The organism is Neisseria sp. P0019.S003 (assembly GCF_051957115.1).
Lineage (GTDB): Bacteria > Pseudomonadota > Gammaproteobacteria > Burkholderiales > Neisseriaceae > Neisseria > Neisseria flavescens_D.
The window spans coordinates 309140-329201 of record NZ_JBQCWT010000001.1; the positions used below are offsets into that span (position 1 = coordinate 309140).

At 46.8% G+C, this 20062-nt stretch carries 16 protein-coding genes, 7 tRNA genes and 3 pseudogenes; 23 read left to right on the forward strand and 3 right to left on the reverse strand.

The features are described 5' to 3' along the window. Window positions 1-118: 118 nt before the first annotated feature. Window positions 119-337 carry a hypothetical protein gene (locus ACTHTS_RS01445; protein ID WP_440369009.1) on the reverse strand — a complete coding sequence of 73 codons (219 nt, stop codon included), beginning with the start codon at window positions 335-337 and terminating at the stop codon, window positions 119-121. A gap of 12 nt (window positions 338-349) precedes the next feature. Here ACTHTS_RS01445 and ACTHTS_RS01450 point away from each other — a divergent pair, with 12 nt between their 5' ends. The 3 genes from ACTHTS_RS01450 (at window position 350) to ACTHTS_RS01460 (ending at window position 3118) form a co-directional block, all read left to right on the forward strand. Then, window positions 350-520, forward strand: a complete 171-nt coding sequence (locus ACTHTS_RS01450; protein ID WP_049332664.1) for a YegP family protein — start codon at window positions 350-352, stop codon at window positions 518-520. Window positions 521-717: 197 nt separating this feature from the next. Then, window positions 718-1575, forward strand: a complete 858-nt coding sequence (locus ACTHTS_RS01455; protein ID WP_371492418.1) for a factor H binding protein domain-containing protein — start codon at window positions 718-720, stop codon at window positions 1573-1575. A gap of 121 nt (window positions 1576-1696) precedes the next feature. Continuing rightward, window positions 1697-3118 (forward strand): surface lipoprotein assembly modifier, encoded by a 1422-nt coding sequence (locus tag ACTHTS_RS01460; RefSeq protein WP_440369010.1) that lies wholly within the window; start codon window positions 1697-1699, stop codon window positions 3116-3118. 264 nt (window positions 3119-3382) lie between these two features. Here ACTHTS_RS01460 and tkt read toward each other — a convergent pair whose 3' ends face one another. After that, a complete protein-coding gene (tkt, locus tag ACTHTS_RS01465) occupies window positions 3383-5362 on the reverse strand; it encodes a transketolase (RefSeq protein ID WP_440369011.1) in 1980 nt (659 codons plus the stop codon). A 443-nt stretch (window positions 5363-5805) separates the two neighbouring features. On the opposite strand from tkt, the gene ccoG reads away from it, so the two are divergent. The 13 genes and pseudogenes from ccoG to ACTHTS_RS01530 all read left to right on the forward strand — a co-directional run. Continuing rightward, complete coding sequence (ccoG, locus tag ACTHTS_RS01470) at window positions 5806-7290, forward strand: cytochrome c oxidase accessory protein CcoG (RefSeq protein WP_440369012.1); 1485 nt, start codon at window positions 5806-5808, stop codon at window positions 7288-7290. A gap of 3 nt (window positions 7291-7293) precedes the next feature. Then, on the forward strand, window positions 7294-7860 hold the full coding sequence (locus ACTHTS_RS01475; protein WP_003746123.1) for a FixH family protein: 567 nt from the start codon (window positions 7294-7296) through the stop codon (window positions 7858-7860). Between the two features lie 676 nt (window positions 7861-8536). Next, window positions 8537-9097, forward strand: a complete 561-nt coding sequence (gene pgsA / locus ACTHTS_RS01480; protein WP_003679552.1) for a CDP-diacylglycerol--glycerol-3-phosphate 3-phosphatidyltransferase — start codon at window positions 8537-8539, stop codon at window positions 9095-9097. 96 nt (window positions 9098-9193) lie between these two features. After that, window positions 9194-9269, forward strand: a tRNA-Gly gene (locus ACTHTS_RS01485). Window positions 9270-9303: 34 nt separating this feature from the next. Continuing rightward, window positions 9304-9379: transfer RNA gene (locus ACTHTS_RS01490), tRNA-Gly, on the forward strand. 24 nt (window positions 9380-9403) lie between these two features. Beyond that, window positions 9404-9479, forward strand: a tRNA-Gly gene (locus ACTHTS_RS01495). Window positions 9480-9500: 21 nt separating this feature from the next. Then, window positions 9501-9576, forward strand: a tRNA-Gly gene (locus tag ACTHTS_RS01500). A 31-nt stretch (window positions 9577-9607) separates the two neighbouring features. Continuing rightward, a tRNA-Cys gene (locus ACTHTS_RS01505) sits at window positions 9608-9681 on the forward strand. A 10-nt stretch (window positions 9682-9691) separates the two neighbouring features. Continuing rightward, a tRNA-Cys gene (locus ACTHTS_RS01510) sits at window positions 9692-9769 on the forward strand. 21 nt (window positions 9770-9790) lie between these two features. Further along, a tRNA-Leu gene (locus ACTHTS_RS01515) sits at window positions 9791-9880 on the forward strand. A gap of 128 nt (window positions 9881-10008) precedes the next feature. After that, window positions 10009-10674: an SAP domain-containing protein gene (locus ACTHTS_RS01520; protein WP_440369013.1), complete on the forward strand. Its 666-nt coding sequence runs from the start codon at window positions 10009-10011 to the stop codon at window positions 10672-10674. A 439-nt stretch (window positions 10675-11113) separates the two neighbouring features. Continuing rightward, complete coding sequence (locus ACTHTS_RS01525) at window positions 11114-13123, forward strand: LTA synthase family protein (protein WP_440369014.1); 2010 nt, start codon at window positions 11114-11116, stop codon at window positions 13121-13123. 90 nt (window positions 13124-13213) lie between these two features. Then, window positions 13214-13894 (forward strand): annotated as a pseudogene (locus tag ACTHTS_RS01530) (IS5 family transposase); the annotation flags it as partial. Window positions 13895-14071: 177 nt separating this feature from the next. Here ACTHTS_RS01530 and ACTHTS_RS01535 read toward each other — a convergent pair. After that, on the reverse strand, window positions 14072-14836 hold the full coding sequence (locus ACTHTS_RS01535) for a S24 family peptidase (RefSeq protein WP_440369015.1): 765 nt from the start codon (window positions 14834-14836) through the stop codon (window positions 14072-14074). Between the two features lie 323 nt (window positions 14837-15159). On the opposite strand from ACTHTS_RS01535, the gene ACTHTS_RS01540 reads away from it, so the two are divergent. The 7 genes and pseudogenes from ACTHTS_RS01540 to ACTHTS_RS01570 all read left to right on the forward strand — a co-directional run. Further along, the gene (locus ACTHTS_RS01540) at window positions 15160-15372 is read left to right on the forward strand and encodes a hypothetical protein (protein WP_049352588.1); all 213 of its coding nucleotides are present in this window, start codon (window positions 15160-15162) and stop codon (window positions 15370-15372) included. 63 nt (window positions 15373-15435) lie between these two features. Next, window positions 15436-15693, forward strand: a complete 258-nt coding sequence (locus ACTHTS_RS01545; protein WP_049352586.1) for a helix-turn-helix domain-containing protein — start codon at window positions 15436-15438, stop codon at window positions 15691-15693. 605 nt (window positions 15694-16298) lie between these two features. Beyond that, the gene (locus tag ACTHTS_RS01550; RefSeq protein WP_440369016.1) at window positions 16299-17891 is read left to right on the forward strand and encodes a Mu transposase C-terminal domain-containing protein; all 1593 of its coding nucleotides are present in this window, start codon (window positions 16299-16301) and stop codon (window positions 17889-17891) included. Between the two features lie 62 nt (window positions 17892-17953). Then, window positions 17954-18673, forward strand: coding sequence for an AAA family ATPase (locus ACTHTS_RS01555; protein WP_049358176.1), 720 nt, complete (start codon window positions 17954-17956; stop codon window positions 18671-18673). A gap of 340 nt (window positions 18674-19013) precedes the next feature. After that, a pseudogene (locus tag ACTHTS_RS01560) lies at window positions 19014-19400 on the forward strand (N-acetylmuramoyl-L-alanine amidase); the annotation flags it as partial. Then, window positions 19397-19561 (forward strand): hypothetical protein, encoded by a 165-nt coding sequence (locus tag ACTHTS_RS01565; protein ID WP_440369017.1) that lies wholly within the window; start codon window positions 19397-19399, stop codon window positions 19559-19561. The pseudogene ACTHTS_RS01560 and the gene ACTHTS_RS01565, both read left to right, overlap by 4 nt. Window positions 19562-19686: 125 nt before the next feature. Then, window positions 19687-19926 (forward strand): annotated as a pseudogene (locus ACTHTS_RS01570) (transposase); the annotation flags it as partial. Window positions 19927-20062: the final 136 nt, after the last annotated feature.

The window sequence follows — 20062 nt, forward strand, 5'->3', positions numbered from 1 at the left end:
CGACCTTTTTGTAATTAACATCCAATTCTCATCTATTCTTGTTCGCGGGAGCGGCTTAAGCCCAATTCCAAATCGGCATGGCGCACAGCCAACTGACGTTCAACTAATTCACGGTAGGTCATTCTTTGATACCCATTAAATATTTTATCCGTCTGTACAACTTCTTAACCCACGAAATATTTACAAATGTATAAATCTTTGTTACAACTTCGCCGTCATACTGCGCATTTTCCCGTGCAGCCCGAAATTTTGCCCGGGCTTCCTCAGGGCTGTCCGCCCAAATGCTCAATGACCAGGACTTGCCGCCAAAGCGGTAAGAAAACATGTACTCATTCATAGGAGAAACCTTATGTATTTTGAAATCTATAAAGACGCAAAAGGCGAATACCGTTGGCATTTGAAAGCAGCCAACCATGAAATCATCGCTCAGGGCCAAGGCTACACCAGCAAGCAAAACTGCCAGCACGCAGTCGATTTGCTGAAAAGCACTACCGCCGCGACCCCTGTAAAAGAGGTATAAAATCCGCTTTTACCCTAAGCCCGCGCCCTACGCGGGCTTTTTTGTCAGTCGCCGAATAGTGGTCATAAATAGCAAAATATCTAATAATTTAACAAATTAATTATTTTTGTAAATTATTCACTTGATATTTTTAAATGACTATTTGATAATACGTCTGCATTTCAATTATCAACCAAATCATTACAAAGGAAGCATCTATGTCTTTACAAAAAATAAGTGCAGTAACTGTTATCGCCTTGAGTCTGGCGGCTTGCAGCAGCGGCAGCGATTCCAACGGCAACAACCAGCCTAATGTAAATCCATCCGTTACTAACCCATCTAATGCCAATGCTACACCACGCGTTGATTTTTCAGTTTCATACGAAGGTTTAAAAAGCAATGCTAATGAAGCTGTTCAACACCTAGCAAAAGAGTTTGGTGTTGATGATGCTGCCCTTCAATCATATACTGTGAAATTAGGTAATCAAACCAGTAAGGGCAAGGAACTTAATTTGTCCGGATACCCGCTCAAAAAATTAGCACTCAATCAAGACTTCCAAGAAACTGCCATTGCGCGTGCCGAAGGTAAAAATTACACCATTACCCAAAGCGGTAAAGCTCATATCTACCGTCAAAACTACTCTTTGATTGCGGGCATCAATCCGACAAAAGCTACTCTTAGAGGTCCAGACATCAACAAATCTGAAAATTTTGACGATTCTTATATCCTGATTAAAGGTCAAACTACCCAAACCCTGCCGACTGCGGGCAAATTTGACTACTCAGGTATTGCAAGCGATGGCGCAAGCCAAGGTAAATTAGCGTATTCTGTTGACTTTGACAGCAGAAAAGGCAGCGGTAAAATTACCGGTGTCGGCAGCGACATCAATCTGCACGAAGCGTCTATTCGAGAAGGCAGCTACACCAACGAAATCGATAACACCGAAATTAAGGGATACGGTATTCAAGGCTCTTCCAACCGTGGCGATTATGCGCTCGGCTTCTTCGGCCCTAATGCGGAAGAAATCGTCGGTACGGTTAATGACGGTGAAATCGGCTTTGCCGGCTCCCGCTAATAGTAATGTGATATGACCAAAAGGTCGTCTGAAAACGTTTCAGACGACCTTTTCGACCATTTTCACCGTGTTATCCTTATAATGACAGAATATTCCTACGACCCATATCCCACTGAATAAAATGAATAAAAACCATCTCGTCTTACTAATATTCTCCTTCACATCAGCCGCCCTTGCCGATACCCCCACTGTCCATGTGCCTACGCCTGTATTTTTTGACAAGCAACCCAATAGCGAAACGCCCTCAAAAGATTTTACCGACGACAAACCTGCAGAACAGAGGCTTTCAGACGACCTATCTACCGATTCCTCATTGGAAGCACAAATCAACCATTCATTAATCGGACGGGACTGGAAGACGCTGGAAGGCGTGTTGGCGCAATATAAAGCCGCACCCGACCGTGATGCCGTTTTATACGATTATGCTTTAGGTGCGTTGAGGCGCAGTCAGTTGCGGCATGATGAAGCTGTCTCGCTCTATCGCGGCATTTTGGAGAAACATCCCGATTTGGCGTATCCGCGTTTCGATTTGGGCGTCATGATGTTTGAAAACAAGCAGTACCGCGAGGCAAAAGCTGAATTGAAACGGGCAAAACCGGATTTGCAGCCACCCATGCAGCAACTTGCCGAACGCTATCTTGCTTCCATTGCATCGGCGCAAAGCTGGCAGCCCGATGTTTCGCTGCAATACGAGCAAACCGATAATGTGAACAATGCCTCGTCCGAGCGCGTTATAGAATGGAACAGCAGACGCTGGAATAAAACCGCTGAGAGCCTGCCGCAAAAGGCGCATGGTATCCGCTACGGCGCCGGCGTATCGCGCGAAATCAACATGGGCGGGCATCATTTTGTTTACGGCAACCTGAGCGGCGACGGCGTGCATTATTGGAACAATCAGGATTTTAACGAGCAAAGCCTGCGCTTGGCGGCAGGCTATAAAAACCGTTCGGCGGTGCAATCTTTCGGGGTTGTACCGTTTGCCGAGCAAAACTGGCTGGGCGGCAAACGCTATAATCGTGAAACCGGTATCCATACCGACTTTTCACGTCGTCTGAACGAAAAATGGCGGCTCTCGTTCAATGCAGGCTATATCAAAAAATACTATCAAAACAGCAACACGGCTGCGCGTTACAACAGCCATATGCCGCTAGTGGGAGCAACGCTGGCATACTCTGCGCCGAAAAACTGGCTGATTTACGGAGGCGTGGACTGGTCGCATGACATGACCAAAGAAGCGGAGCAGGCATCCGTACGCAAGGGCATACGCTTTGGCACGGCGAAAGCGTTTGAGAACGGATTCGGCATCCGTACCAACCTGCGCTACGCCCATCGTACCTTTGATGCGCCGGGTAGCCTGGTGTATCGTCTGACCCGTAAAGATCATGAATATCAGGCAAATGCCTCTATTTGGCACAATAAAATTTCATGGAAAGGCTTAGTGCCGCATTTGAATTTCCGTTATCTGAAAATCGACAGTAATATGAGCGGCTTCTATTCTCGCAAGAATATGCAGACATTCATCAGTGTGGAGAAACAGTTTTAATGTAACAGGGATGGGAACAAAACATGCCGTTTCAATCAGCCTTTTTTCCTACACAGGTGGAAGATCGTCAAAAATTCTAAGAAACAGGTATTTGAAAAACAGTTGCTAAATTAAAAGAAATTCCCCACATACTCGTAAATGATGTTGATTAAAGTGTTTCTATTTGAATTACAAATCATTGTATTCGCAAATCCAAACGGTAAGACCTAGAAAAAAGCCGTCTGAAATTTCAGACGGCCTTTTTATCTCAATCAAAAATCCGATTTACAAAACGGATTTAACAGTGGCAACCACATTGTCTACGGTAAAGCCGAATTCTTTGAACAGCAAGTCAGCAGGTGCAGACTCGCCGAAGCGGTTGATACCGACCACTGCGCCGTTCAAACCGACGTATTTATACCAACCGTCGGCATGTCCGGCCTCTATGGCTACGCGTGGCAAGCCTTCCGGCAGAACAGCGGCTTTATAGGCGGCATCTTGGCGGTCGAATACATTGGTAGACGGCATAGAAACGACGCACACGGCAATACCTTGTTCTGCCAATACTTTTTGCGCTTCCAGAGCCAATTCAACTTCAGAACCGGTTGCAATTACAACAGCTTGCGCCTTACCTTGAGCTTCACTGATGACGTAGCCGCCGCGTTTGATGTCGTTCAGCTGTTGCTCATCACGCGCTTGGAATTTCAGGTTTTGACGGCTGAAAATCAAGCTGGACGGATGATCGGCCGCTTTAACGGCTTCAGACCACGCCACCAAAGATTCAACAGTATCGCATGGACGCCATACATCCATATTCGGAATCAGGCGCAGAGTGGCAGTTTGCTCGATAGGTTGGTGAGTTGGGCCGTCTTCGCCCAAACCGATGGAATCGTGGGTGAACACAAATACAGGGTTGATTTTCATCAGCGAAGCCATGCGCAGGGCATTGCGTTCGTATTCGCTGAACATCAGGAAAGTCGCGCCGAAGGGTTTCACACCGCCATGCAGGGTAAGGCCGTTCATGATTGCGCCCATGCCGAACTCGCGCACGCCATAGTGAATATAGTTGCCGCCGTGTTCTCGGGTAACGGAAACGCTGTTTGACCAGTCAGTCAGGTTGGACGGGGTCAAGTCTGCAGAACCGCCCACCAATTCAGGCAGCTCTTTGGCCAAGATTTCGATGCTGTTTTGGCTGGCTTTACGGGTGGCGATGGTTTCCGCTTTGGCGCACACTTCTTTCAATGCGGCTTGAATGTAAGCGTCAAAGTTTTCAGGCAGTTTTTTATCCATGCGGCGCACAAATTCTGCGGCTTCGGCAGGATATTTGGCTTGATATTGAGCGAAGAGTTCGTTCCATTCGGCCTCAAGTTTCGCGCCTTTTTCTTTTGCATTCCATGCTGCATAGATTTCTTGAGGGATTTCAAACGCAGGATAAGCCCAACCCAAATGTTTACGCGTGGCTTCGATCTCGTCCGCACCCAAAGGCGCACCGTGGGTTTTATGGCTGCCTTCTTTGTTGGCACTGCCTTTGCCGATTAAGGTTTTGCAACAAATCAGGGAAGGTTTGCCGGTTTCGGCTTTGGCCGCCTCAATGGCCGTCTGAATGGCATCAGTATCATGACCGTTTACATTTGGAATCACATGCCAGCCGTAGCTTTCAAAGCGTTGTGGGATGTTTTCGGTAAACCAGCCGTCCACTTTGCCGTCGATGGAAATATTGTTGTCATCATATAAAACAATCAGTTTGCCCAAGCCCAAAGTACCGGCAAGCGAACAGGCTTCGTGCGACACGCCTTCCATCATGCAGCCGTCGCCCATGAAGACGTAGGTGTGGTGGTCAACGATGTTCAAGCCGTCTTTATTAAATTCGGCAGCCAAGATTTTTTCGGCCAAAGCCATGCCCACTGCGTTGGCAATACCTTGTCCCAATGGGCCGGTCGTGGTTTCCACACCGTCGGTGTAACCATATTCTGGATGGCCGGGGGTTTTGCTGTGCAGTTGGCGGAAGTTTTTCAGATCATCAATGGAGACGTTGTAGCCGGTCAGGTGCAACAGGCTGTAAAGAATCATGGAAGCATGACCATTGGAGAGGACAAAACGGTCGCGGTTGTAGAATTTTGGGTTGGCCGGATTATGATTGAGGAACTTCGTCCACAATACTTCCGCCATTTCCGCCATACCCATAGGCGCACCCGGGTGGCCGGAGTTGGCTTTTTGTACGGCATCGACTGAGAGGAAACGGATTGCGTTTGCCAGTTGAGACATGGTTTGACCTTCCTTGGACAAGATTGGAAATATGAAAAAGTGTGCCGATTATCGCCTGAATCAGCCGTGCTTTCAAGAATAGCCTTTGATATTTGCATTGTCAGACGGCATGATTTCCAATAGGCCGTCTGAAACGGACAGGATAGATGATATTAACTGTTATTTCGTTTTGAAACAGTGCTTTATATATTTTTATCGTGTAAATAGCAAATCACTATAAGTTTGCATACAGGCTGATTCGTAAACCTTTGAATACTGCCCTTTTCAGACGGCCCTACATCAAACGGCCGCAAGGAATCCATCGTTAAGACGAAGTCCCTCTTTTGCTTTGAATAGAGTCAAATGTTATGATTTGTATGCACGCGAAAGGCCGTCTGAAAATATTCACATCAAACTACTACCATGACAACAGGCTTGTGTGCACTTCATCAAGGAACACTGAAATGTCACCAGAAAACCAAGCTGAAAACACCGCACCCTCAACAGAAAAAACAGCAAAAGCCACTGCGCCCAAACCTTCCAAACCCAAATCCAGCGTGATTCAAATCCATCCCGAAGGCGAACGCATCCATCCTAAAAAGGCGGAAGGACGCTTTGCCAAACTGCGTATCGCCGCAGTATTGGCGACCCAGTTTGTATTTTACGTTATTCCATGGTTCAACTGGAGCGGCCGTCAGGCGGTTTTATTCAATATCCCTGACCGTCATTTCTTCATTTTCGGACTGTCGCTGGGTATGGGCGATTTGATTTATCTTGCCTTACTGCTGATGATTTGCGCATTTGGATTGTTTTGGTGGACAACCATTGCCGGTCGTTTGTGGTGTGGCTATTCATGCCCGCAAACGGTTTACACCGAAATTATGCTGTGGATTGACAACTTAGTCGAAGGCGATAGAAACAAACGACTAAAACTGGAAAAATCGCCTTGGAACTTTACTAAAATTCGCATTAAGGCCACCAAATACCTGCTGATTTTCCTTGTCTGCGCATGGACAGGTATCACTTTTGCAGGCTGGTTTGTCCCGATCCGCCAATTTGTTCCCGATTTATTCACCGGAGCAGCAGGCGGCGGCGCAATGTTTGCCGCAGCATTTTACGGATTCATGACTTTCTTCTTCGCCCACATCATGCGCGAAAAAGTGTGTCTGCATATGTGTCCGTATGCACGTTTCCAAAGTGCAATGTTTGACAAAGACACGCTGATTATTTCTTACGATACCGAACGCGGCGAACCGCGCGGCGCACGCAAGAAAACCGCCAACAAAGAAGACAGCGGCTTGGGCGACTGCATCAACTGCACCATGTGCGTGCAAGTCTGCCCCGTCGGTATCGACATCCGCGACGGTTTGCAATACCAATGTATCGGCTGCGCGGCGTGTATCGATGCCTGCGACGAAATCATGGACAAAATGGGCTACGAGCGCGGCTTGATCCGTTATACAACCGAAGGCGCGTTGGAACACGAATACCCTGAAAGCGACATCAAAAAACGCTTGAAACGTCCGCGCGTAGCTGGTTATGGCGCAGTACTCCTGGTGGTCATCATCGCCTTCCTGGTCGGCATTTCCACCCGAAAAATGGTCGAAGTCGATATCCTGAAAGACCGTGGCGTCATGGTTCGCGAAAACAGCCAAGGCTGGTTGGAAAATGCCTATAACCTGCGCATTATCAACAATAGTGAAAACGAACAACTGATGACCGCAACCGTCAAAGGCTTTGATGAAATCGCGCTGACCGGCCTGCCTGAAAACGGTATTAAAATTGCGCCGCGGGAAACCGTTACCATCCCGGTACAGGTATCTACCATTCCCGAATACGCCGACAAAGGCAGCCATCCGATTGAATTTACCTTTATCTATCGCGAGACCGGCTCTGCCGACTCCAAACCGACTACTTTAGAAGAAAAAGCAACCTTTATCGGAGAATAAACGGTGTCCCCACAACCCCAAATTAAACCTTGGTACAAACATATTTGGCCCTGGGTGCTGATGGCCGGCCCCATCTTCGTCGTTATCGCCAGCGTTTCCATGTTCTTCGTCGCAAAAGAACATACGACAGACTTGGTGTCTGACGATTACTACAAAGACGGCAAGCACATCGAAATCCAACTTCACCGCGATGAAGAAGCCGTTAAACGGCAAATTCAGGTGCAGGTTTTAATCAGTCCAGATATGAATGCCGCCAAAGTATTCGTCAGCGGACAATTCGATACCAAACAGCCATTAAACCTATTGTTGATGCACCCAACGCGCAAAGCCGATGACCAAACCGTCAAGCTGCGCGCCGTAACAGCCGAACCACAAAACGGCCGCATGGAATACGAAGCCGTCTTTAAACCTTTACGCCCAACCAATCATTGGTACTTACGCGTTGAAGATGCCTCAGGCGTATGGCGTGTTGAAAACAAATGGATAGTCAGCCAAGGCAATGCAGTCAACCTGACCCCCATGGACAAATTGTTCGACAACGGAAAACAAGCCGCTTCAACAGAACAATAAATCCCGACCCAGGCCGTCTGAAACCTTTCAGACGGCCTGAAATCTTCATACCCTCTTATATTCCCTTCCAAATATGATTTTTTCCGATTGGCGCAGACTGACCGAAAATGAAGTCCGTATGGCAAAACAAGTTTTTGCGGACAGCATAAACTTCCACCACATCAAAATATATCGCGGCATTCCACTTATACCCAACGCCAATACCGCCATTGCGCCCAATGGAAACATATACTTTCCTCGTAAACACTGCCCTGATGATTTCACTCAAGCCGGCATCGCCTACAAAATCTGGCTGATTCATGAGCTGACACATGTCTGGCAACACCAGCGCGGTCACAAAGTTTGGCTTTCCGGCCTATTCATCATGCTCAAAGGCGGATACAGAAAACGCAAAGCTTACGCCTACCCTATCCCCTTACCCCACATCAACCAATTAAATATCGAACAGCAGGCAGACCTTATTGCTCACTATTTCGCAGCTACTTTTCTACCCAAAAACATTTACACCCCGCAACAGCCTATTTTTCAGACGGCCTTAGCAGATTTTCTTCACAACCCACACGACAAAAATCTATGCCCAAGATACTTGTCGGCAAAAAAACAACACTTCAAAAAGCAGAGTGAACAAATAAGCTATAATGAACAACCCGACACATCATCCAAAAGATCCCAAACCATGCCTTGGAACATACCTATTTTACTTACCTGGATGCGCGTCCTATTAATCCCCGTGTTCACCATCCTATTCTATTTACCAAACACATGGATTCAACCACAAACCGTCAACTGGACAGCCGCTATCATCTTTGCACTTGCAGCTATTACAGACTGGTTCGACGGCTTTTTAGCACGCCGCTGGAAACAAACCTCCGACTTCGGTGCATTCCTCGACCCCGTTGCCGACAAGCTCATGGTTGCCGTTGCCCTACTCCTGCTCGTCAGCCTTGGCAGAACATACGCCATCTTCGCCATGATTATTATCGGCCGAGAAATTACCATTTCCGCCTTGCGCGAATGGATGGCACAAATGGGCAAACGTGGCAGCGTTGCAGTGGCTACTATCGGCAAATTCAAAACTACTGCCCAAATGATCGCCATCTTCCTTTTGCTTATCGGCACGGACAAATATAACGACCCCTTCTATCTCATTGGTAACATATTGATGTTTATAGCATCTGTATTGACCATCTGGTCTATGTGCTACTACCTGAAAATGGCATGGAAAGAATTCAAATAAAATTTTTTAAAAAAATAAAAACAAAACACTTGACGCACACGATTAAATCCATAATAATTGCGTCTTCGTCGATATACGAAGCAACAAACTATCAGAGCGGGAATAGCTCAGTTGGTAGAGCGCAACCTTGCCAAGGTTGAGGTCGCGAGTTCGAGACTCGTTTCCCGCTCCATTCTGATTACTTGTTGATTGTTCTTTTTCAATATGCGGGAATAGCTCAGTTGGTAGAGCGCAACCTTGCCAAGGTTGAGGTCGCGAGTTCGAGACTCGTTTCCCGCTCCAGTTTAATTTCAGATGCACTCAAATGCGGGAATAGCTCAGTTGGTAGAGCGCAACCTTGCCAAGGTTGAGGTCGCGAGTTCGAGACTCGTTTCCCGCTCCATTAAATCATGCATCCGAATACGCGGGAATAGCTCAGTTGGTAGAGCGCAACCTTGCCAAGGTTGAGGTCGCGAGTTCGAGACTCGTTTCCCGCTCCAGTTTCATACTACAACACTCAAACGTAGTTTTGGCGAGATAGCAAAGTGGTTATGCAGCGGATTGCAAATCCGTCTACGCCGGTTCGATTCCGACTCTCGCCTCCATCCCTTTCATGGCGGGGTGGCAGAGTGTTTATGCTATAAGGGGTGCAACCCTTATATAGGCCGGTTCAAATCCGCGCCCCCGCCTCCAATTTCTCAATTTACTGTCTACGCCCGGGTGGTGAAATAGGTAGACACAACGGACTTAAAATCCGTCGGCCCTAAACCGGCCGTGCCGGTTCGATTCCGGCTCCGGGCACCATTTACCGCTTTTAAGCGGTTATTTTTTTGTCTAGTATCCACGCCTAATAGAGGTGCTTAGACGATGGGAAGAAACGGTTGTAATAAAATAATCGTATATATAGGTGTATGATCATACGTTGACGTGACATGCAGATTGACGTTACTGTTATAGATATGAAGGGTGGAGGTGATGGTTTGGTAGAAAACAGACCTAGTTTTAAAGAAATCAAATCATTTGAAGAATTTAACCAATACTATTGGTATCGAGAGGAACTTTCCCAAATTTGTAAGTCTCTTGGTTTAGAGTATCGAGGTACGAAGAAAGAATTGACTTTTATTATTGAACAATATTTTCAGGGAAATAAAATAGAGAAATCTTTGAGGAAAGGTCTCAAAACTCAATCCGAAGTAATCACTTTAGAGACTCCGCTCCTGAACTGTGGGTTTTCTTTTAACCAGAAGTTTAGAGAATATTTTGCTGCAGTAACAGGGGTTAGTCCGTTTAAATTTAATGCGGATATGCCAACCGCTTGGCGAAAAGTAAAAAGGAATCATGATCTAAAATTCACGATTCAAGATATGATTAAAATTTATTATGGAGAGTCAGATTACGCCAAGTATGATCATTCGGCTTGTCAGTGGAATCAATTTTTAAAAGACTTTTGTACGGATGAATGTAGCCATCAGTATGCTAACAAGTTAACCGTTGCTGCTATCCTTTGGAGGGAAGTTCGAGATTCAAAGAATGAAAAAGTTTATTCCAAACAGCTTCTGAAAGAACATAGCCACAAAATAGAGGCGTATCTTAAATAGCAACTACTCTTTCTTCTATCTGATCCGTCTTCTATCTGATCCGTTGTTGCGAAAGCCTCTACGTACCTTTTAAAGGATTATAGATATGGTTCCTCATGATAGTAAAGATAGCCCATTAACAGCTTTGTAGTTATAAATACCCACTATTCTATCTAGGACAAGAGATTCATTTAAACCACTAAATTATTCTTATTTTAGATTAATTGTATTACCATAATAGATACCAATTAAAAAACAAATTCCTCTAATTACTCTAAATAATATAATAAATTCAATATATTATATCATTTTTTATAACAAATAGACAAATCTTATGTCTATCTCCTTCCCAAACTCAAATCATCATATCGTATGATTTCTATAAAAATCATGTGCTAGTTTAAAACCTCAAAGGGTTATAAAATAACGCCGTTTTAAATATTTATTACATATCTACAAAATGTCTCGTCTACTTGCCTACAAAAAAATTCTATACAATTCTTTTTCATTATGGCTTTGCACCGTTCTAATTCTTTTTATTGAACGGTGTTTAATGTCACACTATTATCTATCAGATGATATCCGTAGTCGTTATTCCGAGGATATTATCCAGCTTATGATCAAAGGGTTATTATTTGATATTAAATCTGCTTCTGTATTAACGGCATTACCATTTTTACTGGGGTTATTCAGCTTATTAAATTCAAAAACTGTTGTAATATATGGACGGATTCAAGCACTATTGTCTACAGTATTGTTATCTATCGTTTCCGCTCTGGCTATAGGGAATTGGTTTTATTATGGAGTCTACGAACGCCAATTCGATGTTTTTATTTTTGGTCTTGCAGAGGAAGATACTGTAGCCGTACTCAAAACTATTTGGTCCGATTTCCCAATTATTTGGGGATTAATTGCTTTAGCCATAGCAGTAACCCTTTTTTGGAAATGTTTTTCCCAAATTAACAGATGCTCTTTTTCTGCTACTACTACAAGCAAAGCAACTTGGGTGGCTATCATAATAATACCTATCTTAATCTTAAGTATTGGTATACGTGGTTCGTTTGGTAAATTCCCTTTACGTCAAACTTCCATGCAAATTTCAACCTTACCGCAAATAAATAAATTAGTTCCCAATGCACTAATTTCTTTAAATTGGGCTTTTGCAGAACATCGAAACAGTAATAATTTTGTCGAAGTTACCGATTCAGATGGTATTGAACTGATGAATCGTCTACAAAATCAAAAAGCTGATGCCAATTTAAATCGCTTATTTACACAAACTAATAAAAATTTAATTGTTGAACAACGTAAGCCCAACGTCGTATTCGCAGTTATGGAAAGTATGAGCACACACTTGCTTTCTCTAAATACGCCTGAACGAGATCTATTAGGTGAATTAGATAAACATTGGAAAGAAGATTGGGTTTATTCACGTTTTATCTCTGAGGGTGATGGTACTAGCGACTCACTACACCGTTTTTTTATTCGTAGCCCACGCCTTAACCTTAGCCAATCTGCCACTAAAAATAAAACTTTTCCTGGAAACATGTTTAAACCATATCTTGATGCAGGATATCGTATTGTGTATATCACTGCCGGCAATGGGGGGTGGCGTGATTTTGATAGTTTTCTGCGTCATTTGGGTGTACATGAAATTATTGATGAAAATGCGATTAAAGCACGCTACCCTGAAGCCCAATCAAGCACATGGGGAGTACCTGATGAATTTATGTTCCGATATGCAGAAGACGAGTTGAAACAAGCAAGAAAAAATAATACTCCCGTATTCATCATGATGCTATCAGTAACTAATCACCCCCCCTATCAATTACCTAAACCTAACCAAGCTAAAGATTTTCATCTCACAGAGCAAGAAAAACAGCGACTTTCCAGTCTAGCGACAGGAAAAGAATTGAATGAAATTTTTAACACATTCCGATATAGCAACGACCAACTTGGACGCTTCATTAGTCATACAAAATCTATTGCACCGGATACTATTATTGCTGCAACTGGAGACCATAATATGCGCGCAATCAGTTATCCTGCACCTAATGAAATTGCCCTTGGCCACAGTGTACCATTCTATCTTTATGTTCCACCTACTTATCGCTCCAATGCAGAATATCATCCTGAGCGTGCAGGTTCACATAAAGACATTCTGCCAACGTTATATAATCTTAGCCTATCAGAAATACCCTATTATCAAACTGGTTGTAATTTGACTGCACCTACTGGTGATTCTTCATGGTGTGGCTATGGTTATAATCCCGAAGTTTTAGTAACTGAACATGGTTTTTATAATTTAAGCAATCAGGAGTTCCATCGTTGGAACAATCAGGGACTGCAGACGGCAGAAGCTGAAATCAGCCAACCACCTGCTGAAGATATACCTTTTATTGAACGAGGCAGTGTTTACACTCAATTTTTAGATTGGCAAATTAACCGTATTGCAACTACCCATCACTAAGAATACAACTAAGTTTTTATACTATCTGAGACCTTTGCAAAATTCTCCAAAATCCCCTAAATTCCCACCAAGACATTTAGGGGATTTTCCATGAGCACCTTCTTCCAGCAAACCGCACAAGCCATGATTGCCAAACACATCGACCGTTTCCCACTATTGAAGTTGGATCAGGTGATTGATTGGCAACCGATCGAACAGTACCTAAATCGTCAAAGAACCCGTTACCTTCGAGACCACCGCGGCCGTCCCGCCTACCCCCTGTTGTCCATGTTCAAAGCCGTCCTGCTCGGACAATGGCACAGCCTCTCCGATCCCGAACTGGAACACAGCCTCATCACCCGCATCGATTTCAACCTGTTTTGCCGTTTTGACGAGTTGAGCATCCCCGATTACAGCACCTTATGCCGCTACCGTAACTGGCTGGCGCAAGACAACACCCTGTCCGAATTGCTGGAACTGATCAACCGCCAACTGACCGAAAAAGGCTTAAAAGTAAAGAAAGCATCCGCCGCCGTCGTTGATGCCACCATTATTCAGACCGCCGGCAGCAAACAGCGCCAGGCCATAGAAGTCGATGAAGAAGGGCAAGTCAGCGGCCAAACCACACCGAGTAAAGACAGCGATGCCCGCTGGACAAAGAAAAACGGCCTCTACAAACTCGGTTACAAACAACATAACCGCACCGATGAGGAAGGCTATATCGAGAAACTGCACATTACCCCCGCCAATGCCCATGAGTGCAAACACCTGTTGCCTTTGCTGGAAGGCATTGTGGGGTGGTGTTAGTTTTGTCATAGATATATAACGAGAAAAAAAGGCGGAAATTATTGAAAGGCTAAGGAAATTTAAAAAAGTGGGGGAAATTTTAGAATTGCGAAAAAAGCGCGAAATCTGACGGTTTTTTGTCGGTTTCGCGCTTTTTTGTCATGGGAATTATCGGGAAGTTGTTTATTTTGATATGCCGCAGCTCCAGAGGTATTTGCCGAGGATTTGGAAGTCGGCGGGGGTGGAGGCGGACAGGGTCAGTTGGGTTGTCGGGTAGATGGATTTATTTGGGTTGTCGCTGATGATGTTGAGTGTATCGGCGGTCAGGCGTTGCAGGCGTTTGACTCGGAGTTCGTCTTGTTGCCGGAATAGGTAGATTCCTTCCCGGGTGTAGCGCGTGGCGGTTTGCCATAGGACGGTGCCTTGGTCGATTAGGGTTGGAAACATGCTGTCCCCGTCGATACGGGTACAGAAGCAGTCTGCTGGGGAGAGCTGCAGGTGTTTGAAGAAGGCGGTTCGGAACCACATGGCCTCGGGGTCGGTATCCCACGGTATTGCGCCGCTGCCTGCGCTGGCGAAGACTTCTTTGTAATAGCGGACGGGTACGATGTCGCGCGTATCCTGACGCGCCGCCCAGTCGGCGTAATCCATATTTTCGAGATGCGGCACATCGGGCTGAGTGTCGCGGACTTCAAGCGGCGTGTCTGTATCCGCGCCATCTATCAAATGGAGCAAGCCTTTTTGTTCCAATTCTTCAATAACGTAAGGAGGAAGAGGGTAGATTCTTTTAACCCCTTTCTTCCCACCTTGTGAAGGTGCTTCTTCATATTCCCAATGCTCTCTTTCTGCCCTGTATTGAATGGCGCGTGTTGTATTCGGCAGACTTATTAGGTTCAACTGGGTAATCAAATTCTGAATTTCAGAGATACTGAATTTCGGCTCTTTCATTTCCATGCTCCAATCAAAAACATGGAAAAAATCTTAGAAATTATTTTCATATTTAAAACAATCACTTGTTAAAAAAGCATGGAAAAGCATGGAAATTTTAGTTGCGAAATAATTTCCAAGTTATATAATTTTAAAAACAGCAAAACGGCGACTTTAAAACAGTATAACCGATTTTGCAGAGTTCTTTAACAATTTGGAAATAGCCAAAAAAATGACGGGTATTCGACCCGTCAGGAAGGAGACTGTTTAACAGGTCGTCTGAAACGGTTCGGACGACCGATTAAGCGGTTTTGCTTAGATACTTTATACAGAAAGGAATCAAAATGAAGCACATTGCAAATATTATGCAGATGAACGATTGGGATATGAATCAAGAAAGTACAGTGGGGCGGATATTGGAATATGGTCGCGGGAAGACTAAAAAATTCGTCATCGAATGGTTGGGTGGAGAGAAAACCGAAGTGAAAGGCGGTTATTACGATGCCTGTGCTATAGGTTTGAATGCTGATACTTGGAACTTTATTCGTCGAATTTAATAAGGTTAAACAGGTCGTCTGAAACGGCGGACGACCTGTCTAGATAATAAAGAAAGGAAAACGATGAGTGGTATGCATCCTGAAATGATACGGGCGGAAATCAAAATGAAGGGACTGTCGCTTGCCGATGTGGCTGCGATGGCAGGTATAGGCGAAAGCACAGTGCGTCAGGCTTTGAGAAAGCCGTCGACTGCCGGCGAGATGGCGATTGCGAAAGTGTTGGGCAAGCCCTTGTATGAGCTGTGGCCTGAACGGTGGACGAAAGACGGGCGGCGCATCCGCCCCCGCTATGCTTATTTATATAAAGAGGCGGCAGCATGAAAACGCATTATTCGATTTCCGAGTTATTGGAAATGAACTTGGAAAAATTTCCTAAGACGAACAGAGCAATCTTATATAAGGTCGAACGAGAGAAGTGGTCTTTTATTGAAGCCTCTTGTCAGGGTGGGAAAAACGGCAAACGCCGCGAATATGCACCGCCCCCGGAGGTGTTGAAACTGATTCAGGCGAAGAAGTTGAACGAGGTTTTGGGCGGTTTGTCAGATTTGCCCGCCCCTCTGTCGTCTTCTGAAGAAAAAAGCAGTGAGGCGGCGGGGCTGCCCTCTCCCGATGTGAGAGGGGGAGAGTTGACCATCGGCGTTGCGGACGGCTCGACGGAGCAACAACGGCTGTGCGAATCGGCACGACGCGGGGTTCTTTCCGCGGTCGAGTGGGTAATGGCGGAATCGGGCGTATCGAAGGAGGCGGCGATGACGACTGTTTTAACGCAGGCGAAGATGCCTGGCTTCGAGCATATTGCGAAGCTGTTTTCTTTGGCTGCCGACGGGCGTGGCGGCGGTGGGAAACTGCCGAGCGTACGGACAATCAAACGGTGGTTTGCGGCACGGGAATCTAACAGCCTCGCGCCGAAATCCAGAACCGAGGATATGAACGTCCCGTCTTGGCTGCCTGTGTTTTTGGAATGCTACCGGCTGCCGATGAAGCCTTCTGTTTCCGAAGCTTACCGCTTATTTGTGAGCAGGCTGGAGGCTTTGCCCTCTCCCCAACCCTCTTCCACGGGGAGAGTGGGCGATGTGCCAAGTATTCATCAAGTGCGCCGGTGGTTGGGCAAGCTTGGTAATGTGGAGCGTGAGCGCGGACGACGCGGTGCGCGGGATTTGAAAAATATCCTGCCACACAAACGGCGCGATTTCCTGCACTTGAAACCTGCCGCCATCTACACCGCCGACGGTCATACGTTTGACGCGGAGGTGTTGAATCCGTTATCGGGGCTGCCGTTCAGGCCTGAAATTACGACGGTTTTGGACGTTGGCACAAGACGGTGTATGGGCTGGAGCGTGGGGCTGGCGGAAAGTCGGTTTACCGTGCTTGAGGCTTTAAGCCACGCGAGCCGCGCGGCCATCGGTGCGCTTTGGTATGTGGACTGGGGTCGTGGCTTTGAAAACTTGATGATGACGGATGAGGCAACGGGTCTGATGGGCAGGCTGGGCATGACGATGACGCATTCGCGGGCTTATAACTCGCAAGCGAAGGGCGCGTCGGAACGCAGCCATAATATTTTCACACGAGCGGCAGCGAACCTGCCGTCTTTTGTGGGGAAAAATATGGACGACGAGGCGCGGCAGAAGCTGTTTAAGCTGTCGCGCAAGGAAGTCCGCCTGCACGGGAAGATTTTGAATTCGCCGATTCCGACTTGGGATGAGTTTAAGGGTTATATCGAACGGGTGGTGGACGAATATAACGACCGACCGCACCGCTCGCTGCCTAAGTTTACTGACCGTGAAGGCAAACGCCGGCATATGTCACCTAATGAGTTTTGGGCTTTGAAGGTGGCGGAGTTTGGCGAGCCGCCGAGGGTGTCGCCGGAGGAGGAAGGGTATTTGTTCCGACCGCAGGTGATGCGCACGGTACGGCGCGGAGAGGTATCGCTGTTCAGCAATACCTATTATTCCGCCGAGCTGATGGAGTTCAACGGCGAAACGGTCAGGGTCGGCTACGACGTGCAGGACGCGCTTTGGGTTTGGATTTACGACGATTTGGGACGGCTTATCTGCAAGGCGGAATGGCATGGAAATTCGACGGATTATATGCCTGTCAGCGTCTTGGAGCGCGCGGAAGACAAACGCAACGACGAGCGTCTGAAACGCAACGAGCTTCAACAGCAAAACATCCTGAAAGAACGCCGCGTACCGACCATCGAACATCAGGACTCGGTCAATATCGGGGGGATGGTGCTGGATATGAGTCAAATCAAGGCTAAGGCTGCCGCATTGTCAGAACGCCGAAGCCGCGAGGACGATGTGGTTGTAGAAGTGGCGGCAGTGAAGGCGGTTGAAAAACCGTCTGAAACGGAAGCTGCTGCGGGCTGGTCGGTACCGTCCGAAGCATCGGAGCGGTTTGCGCTGTATCAGCGTCTTTGCGGTCAGGCGGATTTGCCGCCGCAGGCGCAAAGATGGCTGGAGCGGTATCCGCAAAGCAATGAGTATAAGGCGTTGTCCAAACGGGCGATGATGGCTTGATTTCAGACGACCTTTCGGGGTTTTAAACAAGGTTTATTTACTATTTTAAAAGGATTTTAAAAATGAAAATTGCAAATATCAACAATCTGTCTTTGGTCTCTGTTGCGATGGAGCGTTTGGTTAACCGTCAGGACGGTTTGCCGGGTTTGGGTGTGTTGTACGGCCCTTCCGGTTTCGGTAAGACGACGGCGACGGTGGCGGTGGCAAATGAGACCCGCGCTTACTATGTCCAGCTGCGCAGCGCATGGAGCAAAAAGACGCTTTTGGAAAAGATCTGCTTCGAGATGGGCTTGCCGCCTGCCCGGACGGCGGCGGGTTGTTTGGATGTAATCTGCGAACAGTTGGCCGCCAGTCAGCGTCCGTTGATTTTGGATGAGGCGGACTATTTGGTTACGCATAAGGGATTGGTCGAACTAGTGCGCGACATCTACGAGGGCAGCCAAGCCCCGCTGATGTTGGTGGGCGAGGAAATGTTGCCGACCAAACTGAAGAAATTCGAGCGTTTCCACGGCCGCGTGCTGGCTTGGGTACCTGCGCAACCTGTCGATTTGGCAGACGCGGAAGAGTTGGCGAAGGTTTACGCGCCTGATTTGACGTTTGAAAAAGATGCGCTGTCTTATTTGGTGGATTTGGCGCACGGTTCGGTACGCCGCGTAACGGTCAATCTGGTCAATCTGTTGGAGCTTGCCAACCAGCAAGGCTTGGATACGGTAACGCGCGAGGTTTGTGCGAAAGCCGACCTGTACAAGGGCGAAGCACCTAAACGCGGAGTCAAATTATGAGCGTGACGACATTGACGAAGCCCCACAACCGCCGACAAGAGATTTGGAACTGTCTGCGGGGCAATAAGGACAGGCTTCAGACTGTCTCTGAAATAGCCAAAGCCTGTCAACTGAGCGGGAATACGGTGTACAAGTATCTGATAGCTCTTAATAAAGGCGGGTTTGTGTCGATACAGAAGGGTTCGGACTTTTGCAGACCGTACGGATACCGACTGGAGCGGGATGCGGGTGTGGATGCGCCCCGCTTGTCTGATGACGGTCAGCCGTTGAAATGTCCGGTAACGGAAGCCTTGTGGCGGACGATGCGGATTTTGAAAACCTTTGACTTGGACAGCCTGAAGGCAAAGGCAATATGCCCTTGCGCGATGCAGTCAAGCTGATTCGCGGCTCGGATGTGGCGATTGAGTTTCACACCAACGCAGCCGTCAGTAAGGCGGCGACAGGCATCGAAGCTCTGTCCACGCTAAAAAACAAACGCTGGTGTCAGGTGTTGAGCAAGGCTGTTGCGAAGGCGACCGGCTGGAAACTGCGCGGCGAAGACGGCTTTAAGCCTGACAATGCGGGCCAGCATTCACGCCTGGCTTATGCGCAGGCCGGCGGCATTGTGTTTGAGCCTTTTTTTATCAGCAACGACACTGATTTGGCTTTGTTTAAGACTACTAAATGGGGCATCTGCCGCGCGATTGCAGACGCGATTGCGGTGGAATTGGGAGCGGCGAAGGTATGAAAAAGTCTTTGATTGCTTTGGCTCTGTCTGTGTTGAAACCGCAGCTGCCTGAATTTGAGATTAAGCCTGCCAGTATTGGCTATTTGAAACAACATCCGTCTACGGTTGGCAGAGACAAAACCGGTAAAACAAGCGGCGAGCTGGTCATATGTAATTGGTAAAATAAAAAGCGACGGTATCGTCGCTTTTGTTTTCATTTCTGAATTGCAATTTATTTGGCACAGCCGATATTTTTAAAAGTGTCAAAATTTCCGCGAAACTATGACAAATCCGCCGCGACCTTACAATTATGCGCAAAGCCCACCGTAATCGTCCGCTGACGGAAACGTAAACCAAACGTAACCGGTATTTGTCGAAAACCCGTTATGTGGTCGAACAAAGTTTCGGTACGTTGCACCGTAAATTCCGCTATGCGCGGGCAGCCTATTTCGGGCTGATTAAAGTGAGTGCACAAAGCCATCTGAAGGCGATGTGTTTGAACCTTTTGAAAGCCGCCAACAGGCTAAGTGCGCCTGTTGCTGCCTAAAAGGCGGCCGGATGCCTGATTAATCAGGTATCCAAGGGGGATTAAGAGGGTATTTGAGTAGAATCAGTGGATATTTGAAACAAAAACAGCCGAAATCCTGTTTTGGGCTTCGGCTGTTGGGGAAAAGGAATTTTGC